9 protein-coding genes are annotated in these 12,776 nt (G+C 58.0%); 1 reads left to right on the forward strand and 8 read right to left on the reverse strand.

Translation table 11 applies throughout. The features are described from left to right. Nucleotides 1-17: 17 nt before the first annotated feature. The gene (locus J1G18_RS16710; protein ID WP_223008097.1) at nucleotides 18-905 is read right to left on the reverse strand and encodes a DUF2242 domain-containing protein; all 888 of its coding nucleotides are present in this window, start codon (nucleotides 903-905) and stop codon (nucleotides 18-20) included. Between the two features lie 91 nt (nucleotides 906-996). Next, nucleotides 997-1,896 carry a LysR family transcriptional regulator gene (locus J1G18_RS16715; RefSeq protein ID WP_223008098.1) on the reverse strand — a complete coding sequence of 300 codons (900 nt, stop codon included), beginning with the start codon at nucleotides 1,894-1,896 and terminating at the stop codon, nucleotides 997-999. A 120-nt stretch (nucleotides 1,897-2,016) separates the two neighbouring features. Between J1G18_RS16715 and J1G18_RS16720 the strand changes: the two genes are divergently transcribed. Continuing rightward, a complete protein-coding gene (locus tag J1G18_RS16720) occupies nucleotides 2,017-3,219 on the forward strand; it encodes an MFS transporter (RefSeq protein ID WP_223008099.1) in 1,203 nt (400 codons plus the stop codon). A gap of 564 nt (nucleotides 3,220-3,783) precedes the next feature. Here the strand turns inward: J1G18_RS16720 and J1G18_RS16725 are convergent. The 6 genes from J1G18_RS16725 to tig form a co-directional block, all read right to left on the reverse strand. Next, the gene (locus tag J1G18_RS16725) at nucleotides 3,784-5,655 is read right to left on the reverse strand and encodes a SurA N-terminal domain-containing protein (RefSeq protein ID WP_223008100.1); all 1,872 of its coding nucleotides are present in this window, start codon (nucleotides 5,653-5,655) and stop codon (nucleotides 3,784-3,786) included. Nucleotides 5,656-5,891: 236 nt separating this feature from the next. Further along, entirely contained in the window at nucleotides 5,892-6,164 is a 273-nt protein-coding gene (locus J1G18_RS16730; RefSeq protein ID WP_008077714.1) for an HU family DNA-binding protein, read from the reverse strand. A gap of 148 nt (nucleotides 6,165-6,312) precedes the next feature. Further along, complete coding sequence (lon, locus tag J1G18_RS16735) at nucleotides 6,313-8,709, reverse strand: endopeptidase La (RefSeq protein ID WP_003223634.1); 2,397 nt, start codon at nucleotides 8,707-8,709, stop codon at nucleotides 6,313-6,315. A 163-nt stretch (nucleotides 8,710-8,872) separates the two neighbouring features. Beyond that, nucleotides 8,873-10,156 carry an ATP-dependent Clp protease ATP-binding subunit ClpX gene (gene clpX / locus J1G18_RS16740; RefSeq protein WP_003223632.1) on the reverse strand — a complete coding sequence of 428 codons (1,284 nt, stop codon included), beginning with the start codon at nucleotides 10,154-10,156 and terminating at the stop codon, nucleotides 8,873-8,875. Nucleotides 10,157-10,268: 112 nt separating this feature from the next. Continuing rightward, the gene (clpP, locus tag J1G18_RS16745; RefSeq protein ID WP_007951559.1) at nucleotides 10,269-10,904 is read right to left on the reverse strand and encodes an ATP-dependent Clp endopeptidase proteolytic subunit ClpP; all 636 of its coding nucleotides are present in this window, start codon (nucleotides 10,902-10,904) and stop codon (nucleotides 10,269-10,271) included. A gap of 92 nt (nucleotides 10,905-10,996) precedes the next feature. After that, a complete protein-coding gene (tig, locus tag J1G18_RS16750) occupies nucleotides 10,997-12,307 on the reverse strand; it encodes a trigger factor (RefSeq protein WP_095138797.1) in 1,311 nt (436 codons plus the stop codon). Nucleotides 12,308-12,776: the final 469 nt, after the last annotated feature.

A 12,776-nucleotide genomic window follows, 5' to 3' on the forward strand; every position in this document is an offset into this window, starting at 1 on the left:
AGGGTTTCGCACCGGGCTTACTGCATTGCCGGAATCGGCTCGGACGGTGGCGGGATATTGGTCGGGTTGGCCGGCGGCGTGATCGTTTCGCTGGCCGGTGCTGGTTCAGCACTCGGTGCCGGGGTGATCGGCGCAGACTCCGCAGGCGGTACCACAGGTTCGGAACCCGTGGGCGTCGGTGCAACCGGGGCCGGCGCCGGGGTCGCTGCCGGGGCTGCCGGCGTCGTGGTCTGGGCTGGTTCGACAATCCCGGCTGGCGGCGGCGCAGGCGTAGCCTCTACCGCCGGGGCAGGTGTTGCCGGCGTTACAGCGGCAGGCTTGGGCTCCGGCACACCGAGATCGGTCTTGGGCTTTTCTTCGATGTGTGCGGCTTTTTTCGCATCGGCTGGCAGGAACAGCTCAACCAGCGTGAAGAAACGCTCGTAGAACTTCTGCGAGGTCACGGTCTCACTGGCCACCTTGACCATCGAATCGTCGGATGAGCCGATCGGCATCGACACCGAACCCAACACACCAACCCCGAGGCTGGCGGAGTTGTTGGTCTTCTTCAGCGCATAGCGATCCTGCAAGGCGTTGGCGAACACCGTGGCATGGTGCTTGGAGCTGCCGTCTTCGGTACACACCACATTGAAGCTGATCTCCATGTGGGTTTCACCGGTTTGCTGGAAGCTTTTGTGGCCACTGATCAGTTTCGGGTCACTGCTGGTGATGATGTAGCCCTGGCTGAGCAACGCACGACGGGCCGCCTCGCAACTCGCGGTGTCGGCCACCGGATAATTGCGCGAGAACGTGCCGGAATCATCGAAGTTCTCATGCTCATAGATCGGCTTGTCCTTCGAACAGCCAGCAACAGCGGTCAACAACAGCGCCAACCCAACGACACGCATGGGAGTTGAAATCAACATTGAACATCCTGAGGAAAAACAGTCCGGGGCGTATTGTGCAACAGAACGTGGCCCTGCGGCGCATGGATTGTGTCTTAAAGCCGTTACAACCCTATTGACCCTTGATTGCCGGAAAAAGTCGCAGCGACAAGTGATCGATGAAGACGCGCAATTTGGCGGTGGCATGGCGACTGGAGGGCCACAACACCCAGAACTGACCGGTGTGTTTCATATGCGCATCCAGCACACGCTGCAAACGCCCCTGCGCCACATCCTCATGGGTCATGAAATCCGGCAGGCAGGCGATACCCATCCCTGCCAGGGCTGCATGATTGACGGCTTCGATGGAAGTGGTGACCAGCCGCGTCGGCAAGCTCGGCTCCGGCGCGCCCTCCTCGCCAATCAATGGCCACGGCTCCAGCTTGCCGGTGGCATGAAAGGTGTGCCGCAAGCAGGCGTGCTCCGCCAGATCGGCGGGGATTTGCGGCACGCCGCGCTGCTGCAGATACAACGGGCTCGCCACCAGCACCATGTGAAACTCGCCCAAGGGCCGCGCCATCAGGCGTGAATCACGTGGCTGACCGGTACGAATCACTGCATCAAAGCCCTCCTCGACCACGTCCACCATGCGATCAGTCAGATCCAGATCCAGCTCGATCTGCGGGTACAGCGCCATGAACTCATTAATCACCGGCATTACCAGCCCGTGCACCTGCGGCAGGCTGATGCGCAGTTTGCCATGGGGTTGTGATGCGGAATCGCAGAGTTCGAACTCGGCGGCTTCCACCTCGGCAAGAATTTTGCGACAGCGTGCGAGGAACAGCGCGCCCTCGCTGGTCAGGGTGATGCTGCGGGTGGTGCGGTGAAACAGCCGCACGCCGAGTCGCGCCTCCAGCCGAGCAATGCTTTTGCCCACCGCTGAAGGCGACACGCCCTGCAGCCGCCCAGCCTCGGTAAAACTGCGGGTCTCGGCGACCTGAACAAACACCGAAATACTGCCCAGACTGTCCATTCCACCCCTCCGATTCACGACATCCATGTCCGATATGTTCGGAACCGTAACCCATTTTTCTCCAATGCGCAGCGCCCTAGCCTATGGCCTTCACCCACTTCGGCACATGGACGCTGACTCATGAACGACGCACAACTGACCTCGGCCCTCACCCAGCCACTCGACACCCGCGAACGATTGCCCCTCGGCGCCCTGCTGGCCCTGGCCACCGCCGGCTTCATCACGGTGCTGACCGAAGCCATGCCCGCCGGCCTGCTGCCACAAATGAGCGCGGGGCTGAATGTCTCCCAGGCACTGATCGGGCAACTGGTCACGCTGTACGCGATTGGCTCGATGCTCGCCGCCATTCCGCTGACCATCGTCACCCGCAGCTGGCGTCGTCGGCCATTGCTGCTGTCAGCCATCGGCGGCTTCGCCATCGCCAATAGCATCACCGCCGTGTCGGAGTGGTACTGGCTGACCCTGATAGCACGTTTGCTCGCCGGGATATTTGCCGGGCTGCTGTGGGCGTTGCTGGCAGGCTACGCCAGCCGCATGGTTGCCTCACACCTGCAAGGCCGCGCGATCACCGTAGCCATGTTCGGCGCGCCGCTGGCGCTGTCGCTGGGCATTCCGGCGGGAACACTGCTCGGTACACTGGTCGGCTGGCGCCTGAGCTTCGCCATCATGACCGCGCTGACGCTGTTGCTGGTGATCTGGGTCCGCTGGCAAGTGCCGGACTTTGCCGGAGAACACGCAGGAAAACGCCTGCCTCTGCGTCAGGTCTTCGCCCTGCCCGGCGTACGCTCGGTGTTGTTCGTGACCTTGACCTACGTGATCGCCCACAACCTGCTGTACACCTACATCGCGCCATTCCTGCAACCGTCGGGACTGGCCAGCGATATCGACCGGGTGCTGCTGGTGTTCGGCCTCGCCTCAGTGCTGAGCCTATGGATCGTCGGCAGCCTGATCGATCACTGGCTACGCGAACTGGTGCTGATCAGCACGCTACTGTTCATGCTCTCGGCCACCGCTCTTGGCCTGTGGCGAGAATCGGCGACCGTGATCTACATCGCCGTCGCCGTGTGGGGCCTGGCGTTCGGTGCGATGCCTTCGCTGCTACAGACTGCCTCGGCGAAAACCGCTGGAGAGGCTGCCGATACGGCGCAGTCGATGCTGGTGACCCTGTGGAATGTCGGGATTGCCGGGGGTGGTTTGGCGGGTGGTTTGCTGCTGGGGAGTCTGGGGGTTGGGGGTTTTCCGTGGATTGTTGTGGGGTTGCTGGTTTTGACCTTGTATGCGGCGCTCATTGCGCGAGGTCATGGGTTCGCGGGGGTGAGGTGATGGGTTTGCCTGTCGCGGATTGGTTGACCGATCGACCGCCTTCGCGAGCAGGCTCGCTCCTACAGTGGGGTTGAGTGTGGGCAGTCAGAGATTGGTCGGCTGACAGGCCGCCATCGCTGGCAGGCCAGCTCCCACAAGATCAAGATCAAAAGATCAAAAGATCGCAGCCTTCGGCAGCTCCTACACAGGCCGAGTGTCAGCTCGCCGAAAGCTCTTGATCTTGCCGTGCCGGCCCCATCGGCAGGCTGAGTGGAGGGGTTTATCCGGGGGAAGGAGCGCAGCGACGTTTGGCGAAGCCAAACACATCGAGAGGAGGTGCAGCGAAGCAAACCGGAGGCGATGCCCCCGGATGAATCCCGCTGCGAAGGAACCCGAGCCTAAGCGAGGGCCGAACGCCGGGGCCCAGACTTTTGGTTACTTTGGGGCGTTTGCCAAAGTGACTCGCCGTAAGGGCGAAACCGCCAGGCGCAGCACCCGAAGCAACGGATATACACCCAAATCCCGACCATAAAAAAAAGCCCCGACCATAAGGCCGGGGCTTTCCTGTTACCACTCAGTCAACCATCAATACCGCTTGATGTCCGCCTGACTCTCCAACTGCTTGCGGAACGCCGCAAAATCCTGCTGACCCTCACGCGAAGCAAGGAAGCGACGGTACTGCGCCTTCTCTTCATCAGTCGGCGCTACTGCTTCATTCACACCGTCCAGACGCACAATCATCAAACTACCGTCCTGCAAGGTCACGCTGCTGAACGTCGGCTTGCCCTTGGCTGCCGGTTTCGGCATGCGGAACAACGCCTGCAGCACAGTCGGGTCAACCCCTTCCTGAGCACGGGTCGCCGCCGTCACAACCTTCCAGTTCTGGCCGTCAACCGCCTTGTCCAGTGCAGTCTTGCCATCGCGCAGACCAGCAATCAACTGGTCAGCCTTGGTCTTGGCCGCAGCGCTGGCGTGCTCTTTGGTCAGTTGGGCACGGATCGCCGTGTTCACCGCTTCGAGTGGCAACTGCTCAGGCTTCAGATGTTCCTTGGCGCGCAGCACGACCACGGTTTCCGGGTCCAGCTCGATACCGGTGCTGTTGGCGTTTTCTTCCAGCACTTCCTGACTGAACGCAGCCGTCACCACCGCGCGGTTGGCGGCGATGCCTTCGCCACCTTCACGGCCGAATGGCTTGGAGGTGTGCACAGTCAGTTTCAGATCTGCCGCAGGCTGGGCCAGGTCAGACGCTTCGAACGCCGAGTCCTCCAGCTGCTTGGTCGCCTCGACAAAACGCTGCTCGACCTGTTGAGTCTTCAGCTCGCGGGTCAGCTTGTCTTTCAGGCTGGCCAGGGTCGGCACTTCAGGCGCTTCAACACCCAGCAGCTTGATCAGGTGGTAACCGAAGTCGGTACGCACCGGCTCGGACACCTGGTCCTTGTTCAACGAGTACAGGACTTTTTCGAAAGCTGGGTCATAGACGCCAGGACCGGCGAAACCGAGGTCACCGCCATTGTTGGCCGAACCCGGATCCTGCGAGAACTCCTTGGCCAGCGCTTCGAATTTCTCGCCCTTGGCCAGACGCGCCTGGACTTCTTCGATCTTCGCCTTGGCCTGAGCGTCGGTGGTCTTGTCGTTGACTTCGATCAGGATGTGCGCGGCACGGCGCTGTTCGGACAGGTTGGCGATCTCTTTCTGATACGCCGCCTGCAGGTCTTCATCCTTGACCGCCACCTGGTCGAAGAACGAGGACTTCTTCAGCTCGACGTAATCGACAACCACCTGCTCAGGGGTCATGAACTCCTTGGCGTGCTCGTCGTAGTAAGCCTTGACCTCATCGTCGGTCAGCTTGACCGCGGCCGGGTCGGCCTTGACGTTCAGCGAAGCGAAGTCGCGGGTCTGTTTTTCCAGACGGGCGAATGCCAGCACTTCGGCGTCGGTGACGAAGCCGCTACCGGCAACACCGGCGCGCAACTGACCGATCAACATTTCCTGAGCCAGCATCTGGCGGAATTGCATACGGGTGTAGCCCAGTTGACGGATCACCTGGTCGAAGCGCTCGGAACTGAACTTGCCGTCCACCTGGAATTCAGGGGTCTGCAGGATCACCTGATCCAGTGCACCTTCGGAGAAAGCGAATTTCGATTGTTCTGCGCCTTGCAGCAGCAGCTTGCGATCGATCAGGCCCTTGAGGGCCGATTCGCGGAGCATTTTTTCGTCAAGCAAGGAAGCATCGAAGTCCTTGCCCAGTTGTTGCATCAGCTGACGGCGTTGCATGTCAACGGCCTGGCTCAGCTCGTTCTGGCTGATTTCTTCACCATTGACCTTGGCCGCATCGTTGGTGTGCGTCGTGGCCTTGAAAATGGCATCGAAACCGGTCAGAGCCATCAGTGCAACGATGACCCCGATAATGGTCTTGGCAATCCAGCCTTGTGAATTGTCCCTGATATTCTGCAGCATGCGTCCCCCAGAAACGGTTGAACTTCAAAAATTAGGCAACCGTGGAGCGTGGGTAGAATCCGGATAGAAGAAAGGCGCATCCGAGGATGCGCCTTCTCGTAACTGGCGGAGCGGACAGGGCTCGAACCCTCGATCCCGGCGTTACAGGCGGCTGTTCCAGCGACCTGCTCTACCGCTCCGCTGCCAAGTCAGGCATGACCCCGACCCGGATGGGTAAAAACCTGAAACAAACTAACTTAGTTAACAGCTTCTTTCAGTGCTTTACCGGCTTTGAAACCTGGCTTTTTAGCAGCAGCGATTTGCAGCGTCTTGCCGGTCTGTGGGTTACGACCAACGCGAGCTGGACGATCAGTCACGGAGAAAGTGCCGAAACCAACCAGAACAACGGAGTCGCCAGCCTTGAGAGCGCCAGTGACGGATTCGATTACAGCGTCCAGCGCACGGCCAGCAGCAGCTTTCGGGATATCAGCGGATGCAGCGATAGCATCAATCAGTTCCGACTTGTTCACTCTAAGTCCCCTTATATCTATTTTGAGATGATTCTAAGTTTTTTGGTGAAAGCAAAAACGAGTGCTGAATGGCCTACAGACACTTAAGAGCCGCTTTATAACAAGGGCTCTAAAAAGCTGTCAAGGAAGCCCACCAGGCAAAAACGTATTAATGCGTGCTAATTCTTTCCTTTGAATCAGACTCACGTTTTTCGTCCTTGGAAACTATCTCCGGAGCCACATCCGGCAAGGGCTCCGGCGCGTATTGCAGCGCAATTTGCAGGACCTCGTCAATCCATTTAACCGGTTTAATCTGCAGATCCTGCTTGATATTGTCAGGAATCTCCTTCAGATCGCGCACGTTCTCTTCCGGAATAATCACAATCTTGATTCCGCCACGGTGAGCCGCGAGCAGTTTTTCCTTCAGACCACCAATCGCCAACACTTGGCCACGCAGGGTAATTTCGCCGGTCATGGCGACATCGGCGCGCACCGGAATCCCGGTCAAGGCTGACACCAGTGCCGTGCACATGCCCACACCCGCGCTAGGACCGTCCTTCGGGGTCGCCCCTTCCGGCATGTGAATGTGGGTGTCGCGCTTTTCATGGAAGTCCAGCGGAATGCCCAGGCTTTTGGCACGGCTGCGCACAACGGTCAGCGCCGCAGTGATCGATTCGACCATTACATCGCCAAGCGAACCGGTCTTGATCAGCTGACCTTTACCCGGCACCACAGCCGCTTCGATGGTCAGCAATTCACCGCCCACCTGCGTCCACGCCAGGCCAGTCACCTGACCGATCTGATCCTGTTGCTCTGCCAGACCGTAGCGGAATTTACGCACACCGAGGAAGTGTTCGAGCAGGTCAGCTGTCACTTTTACCGAGAAGCGTTTTTCCAGCGCATGTTCTTTCACGGCCTTGCGGCAGACTTTGGCTATCTGACGTTCGAGGCCACGCACACCGGCTTCACGGGTGTAGTAACGGATGATGTCGCGGATCGCTTCCTCGTCGAATTCCAGCTCACCCTTCTTCAGACCATTAGCGGCAATCTGCTTGGGCGACAGGTACTTTACGGCGATGTTGATCTTTTCGTCTTCGGTGTAGCCCGGCAGACGAATGACTTCCATCCGGTCCAGCAATGCCGGCGGGATGTTCATCGAGTTCGAGGTGCACAGGAACATCACATCGGACAGGTCGTAATCGACTTCCAGATAGTGATCGTTGAAGTTGTGGTTCTGCTCCGGATCGAGCACTTCCAGCAACGCCGACGCCGGGTCGCCACGCATGTCGCTGCCCATTTTGTCGATTTCATCGAGCAGGAACAGCGGGTTGCGTACGCCCACCTTTGTCATCTTTTGAATCAATCTTCCTGGCATCGAACCAATGTAAGTCCGACGATGACCACGAATTTCCGCTTCATCACGCACGCCACCGAGGGCCATACGCACAAATTTACGGTTGGTGGCGTGGGCAATCGACTCTGCCAGCGAGGTCTTACCCACGCCAGGAGGACCCACCAGGCACAGCACCGGGCCACGGATCTTCTTCACGCGCTTCTGCACGGCGAGGTATTCAAGGATGCGCTCCTTGACCTCTTCGAGACCGTAGTGATCGGCGTCGAGAATGTCTTCAGCACGCGCCAGGTCGAGGCGTACCTTGCTTTGCGCCTTCCACGGCACCTGCACCAGCCAGTCGATGTAGGAGCGCACCACGGTGGCTTCAGCGGACATCGGCGACATTTGCTTGAGCTTGTTCAGCTCGGCGGTGGCTTTGGCCAAGGCATCTTTCGGCAGGCCGGCAGCATCGATGCGCTTTTTCAGCTCTTCGATTTCATTGTGACCTTCGTCACCGTCGCCCAGCTCTTTCTGAATGGCCTTCATCTGCTCATTCAGGTAGTACTCGCGCTGGCTGCGCTCCATTTGCTTTTTGACGCGGCCGCGAATGCGTTTTTCAACTTGCAGCAGATCGATTTCGGCATCCAGCAAGGCGAGCACGTGCTCGACCCGGGCCGACAGATCGATGATTTCGAGGATTTCCTGCTTCTGCTCGATCTTCAGCGCCATGTGCGCGGCCATGGTGTCAACCAGGCGACCAGGCTCATCAATGCTGTTGAGCGACGACAGGACCTCAGCCGGGACCTTCTTGCCCAACTGCACGTATTGTTCGAACTGCGACAGCAGGCTGCGCACGAACACTTCGGATTCGCGCTCGGCGGCGTCGACTTCGTCGATCAGCGAGACTTCGGCGCGGCAATGCCCGTCGACTTCGCTGAAGCGCTCTACAGCACCGCGCTGCTCACCTTCGACCAGAACCTTGACGGTGCCGTCCGGCAGCTTCAGCAGCTGCAACACAGTGGCGATAGTACCTACGCGATAGAGAGCGTCTTCACCGGGATCATCGTCAGCCGGGTTTCTCTGGGCCAGCAGCAGGATCTGCTTGTCGCCCGTCATCGCGGCCTCGAGGGCTTCGATGGATTTCTCGCGCCCCACGAACAGCGGGATAACCATGTGCGGATAAACCACGACATCACGCAATGGCAGGAGAGGCAATTCGATGGTTGTCTTCATGATTTCGCCTCTACGGCGGCCATATGGCCGTAATCAGATGGAATTAAACTTGAAACCAAGATGGGGGCTGCCTTGAAAAAAAACAAGCGCAAAGCGGATGTAAAAAACGACATAAAAAAAAAGAGGCCCGAAGGCCCCTTCTTTGTTCCGGCAGTGTGGACGCTTACGCGTCCGGCGCTGCCTTGGCCGTCGGCTCACTGTTTTCGTAGATATACAGTGGCTTGGACTTGCCTTCAATCACGCTTTCATCGATGACGACTTTGCTCACCTCGGACTGCGAGGGGATTTCGTACATCGTGTCGAGCAGCACACCTTCGAGAATCGAACGCAGGCCACGGGCACCGGTTTTACGTTCCAGGGCACGCTTGGCGACCGATTTCAGTGCGTCGGTCCGGAACTCCAGATCCACGCCTTCCATCTCGAACAGCTTGGCATACTGTTTGGTCAGAGCATTTTTCGGCTCGGTGAGGATCTGCATCAACGCAGCCTCGTCGAGCTCGTCCAGCGTCGCAAGAACCGGCAGACGACCGACGAATTCCGGGATCAGACCGAACTTGACCAGATCGTCAGGCTCGACTTCACGCAGGGATTCACCGACTTTCTTGCCTTCTTCCTTGCTGCGCACTTCTGCGTTGAAACCGATGCCGCCCTTGGTGGAACGGTTTTGAATAACCTTTTCCAGACCAGAGAACGCACCACCGCAGATGAACAGGATGTTACGGGTGTCGACCTGCAGGAATTCCTGCTGCGGATGCTTGCGACCACCTTGCGGTGGAACGGAAGCGACCGTGCCTTCGATCAACTTGAGCAAGGCCTGCTGCACGCCTTCACCGGAAACATCGCGGGTGATCGACGGGTTGTCGGACTTGCGGGAAATCTTGTCGATTTCGTCGATATAGACAATGCCCATCTGGGCCTTTTCCACGTCGTAATCGCACTTTTGCAGCAATTTCTGAATGATGTTCTCGACATCTTCACCTACGTAACCGGCCTCGGTGAGGGTGGTTGCGTCAGCGATGGTGAACGGAACGTTCAGCAGGCGGGCCAGTGTTTCGGCCAGCAGGGTTTTACCGGAGCCTGTCGGGCCGATCAGCAGGATGTTGCTCTTGCCGAGTTCGACGTCGTCAGCCTTCTTGTCACGCTGGTTCAGGCGCTTGTAGTGGTTGTACACCGCTACGGCCAGAACCTTTTTCGCACGCTCCTGACCGATTACATACTGGTCAAGGATGCCGCTGATTTCTTTAGGCGAAGGCAATTTATGCGCGCTGCTTTCGGCCTGTGCTTCCTGCACCTCCTCGCGGATGATGTCATTGCACAGGTCGACGCACTCGTCGCAGATAAAGACCGAGGGGCCGGCAATCAATTTGCGCACTTCATGCTGGCTTTTGCCACAGAAGGAGCAATAGAGCAGCTTGCCGTTGTCCTCGCCGTTGCGGGTGTCAGTCATTCGTTCGATCCAAATCCGATAGGCTTGCAACACAAGATGAAGGCTATTGCGGGCTTTTTCAAGCCCGCTGGTGGTCGGACCTGCCGACCCACCTTATTTTGAGCTGCTTATTTTACGCAGGACGCTGGTTGATGACTTCGTCGATCAGGCCGTATTCCTTCGCAGCTTCTGCACTCATGAAGTTGTCGCGGTTGGTGTCACGCTCGATTTCTTCAAGCGTACGACCGCTGTGCTTGGCCATCAGCGTGTTCAGACGCTCGCGAATGAAGAGGATTTCCTTGGCATGGATTTCGATATCCGAGGCCTGGCCCTGGAAACCGCCCAGTGGCTGGTGAATCATCACACGCGAGTTCGGCAGGCAGAAACGCTTGCCTGGAGCACCGGCCGTCAGCAGGAATGCACCCATGCTGCACGCCTGACCAATGCAGGTCGTCGAGACGTTTGGCTTGATGAACTGCATGGTGTCGTAGATCGACATGCCCGCTGTCACCGAACCGCCCGGGGAGTTGATATAGAGATGGATGTCCTTGTCCGGGTTTTCCGCTTCAAGGAACAGCAATTGCGCACAGATCAGGTTGGCCATGTAGTCCTCTACAGGACCCACCAGAAAAATGACGCGCTCCTTCAGAAGGCGCGAGTAGATGTCATAGGCGCGCTCGCCACGAGCAGATTGCTCGACAACCATCGGGACCAGGCCGCCAGCGGCCTGGATATCAGAGTTCTGCTGAATATACGAATTACGGAACATGCTCTGCAGTCACTCCCAAATAGTTATGTCTTGAATACGCATAAGCCAGCTCGAAGGCTGGCTTATGTGTGTACTTCTTAACGCAAAAACAATCAGTCGGCTTTTGGAGCTTCTACCGGCTTGACCGCTTCTTCGTAAGAGACCGATTTGTCGGTCACGCTAGCTTTCTGCAGAACAGTATCCACAACTTGTTCTTCCAGCACAACCGAACGAACTTCGTTCAGTTGCTGCTCGTTCTTGTAGTACCAGGACACGACCTGCTCAGGTTCCTGGTAAGCCGAAGCCATTTCCTGAATCATTTCGCGAACGCGGGCTTCGTCAGGCTTCAGGTCGAATTGCTTGACCACTTCGGCCACGATCAGACCCAGCACTACACGGCGCTTGGCTTGCTCTTCGAACAGCTCGGCCGGCAGTTGGTCAGGCTTGATGTTGCCACCGAACTGCTGAACCGCCTGCACACGCAGACGGTCAACTTCGTTGGACAGCAGAGCCTTCGGCACTTCGATCGGGTTGGTGGCCAGCAGACCGTCCATTACCTGATTTTTTACCTTGGACTTGATGGCCTGACGCAGCTCACGCTCCATGTTCTTGCGAACTTCGGTGCGGAAACCGTCGATGCCGCTTTCCTTGATGCCGAATTGAGCGAAGAACTCTTCGTTCAGCTCTGGCAGCTTAGGCTCGGAAACGGTGTTGACCGTCACGGTGAACTCGGCGGTTTTGCCGGCCAGGTCCAGGTTCTGATAGTCCTCAGGGAAGGTCAGGTTCAGAACGCGCTCTTCGCCCGCTTTAGCGCCCACCAGGCCTTCTTCGAAGCCCGGGATCATGCGACCGGAACCCAGCACCAGCTGAGTGCCTTTGGCCGAGCCGCCAGCGAAGACTTCGCCGTCAACCTTGCCAACGAAATCAATGTTCAGCTGGTCTTCGTTCTGAGCGGCACGATCGGCCACTTCAAAACGGGTGTTCTGCTTGCGCAGGATGTCCAGCATCTTGTCCAGATCGGCGTCAGCCACTTCAGCGCTCAGGCGCTCGACAGTGATGCCGTCGAAACCGGCAACGGTGAACTCAGGGAACACTTCGAATACGGCAACGTATTCCAGGTCTTTGCCAGCTTCCAGCGACTTCGGCTCGATCGAAGGCGAACCGGCAGGGTTCAGCTTCTGCTCAACCACGGCTTCGTAGAAGGAGGACTGGATGACATCACCAACAGCTTCCTGACGAGCGTCAGCACCGAAACGGCGCTTGATTTCGCTCATTGGCACTTTGCCTGGACGGAAGCCAGCAATCTTGGCCTTTTGGGCAGTCTGCTGCAGACGCTTGTTGACCTGGCTCTCAATGCGCTCAGCCGGCACGGTGACGCTCATGCGGCGCTCAAGAGCAGTAGTATTTTCAACAGAAACTTGCATGGATATTCCTCGTTGCACAGACGTTAGCCGGCCGTTTCCGACCCCAGAATCAAGGGCATGCATTCTAGTGGGTCAAACTCAAGAAGTCACCCTACTGAAAACGGGTAAAAAAACAGCAGGCCATTTATAGGTGTGAATGCAGCAATGCACTCCACCTCGAAGACGAATAAAGACCATCACGCCAAGGCTCTGCTTCAACCGCTTCTATATATAGAAGAGACTGCGAGCCATCTCCCTGACGGCTGATCCCGCGAACATGGCCGGCGGTCGGCACGCTGACAGCAAGCCCCTGAACACGACGAAACGCCCTGCCCTTCGACCCGAAACGCTGCGCGACAAACCACCAGCCGTAAAACAAAAAAGGCGCCAGACTGTTAAATCTGGCGCCTTTCGAAATATGGGGTGGACGATGGGGATCGAACCCACGACAACGGGAGTCACAATCCCGTGCTCTACCAACTGAGCTACG

This window comes from Pseudomonas sp. MIS38 (genome assembly GCF_019891575.1).
GTDB lineage: Bacteria > Pseudomonadota > Gammaproteobacteria > Pseudomonadales > Pseudomonadaceae > Aquipseudomonas > Aquipseudomonas putida_A.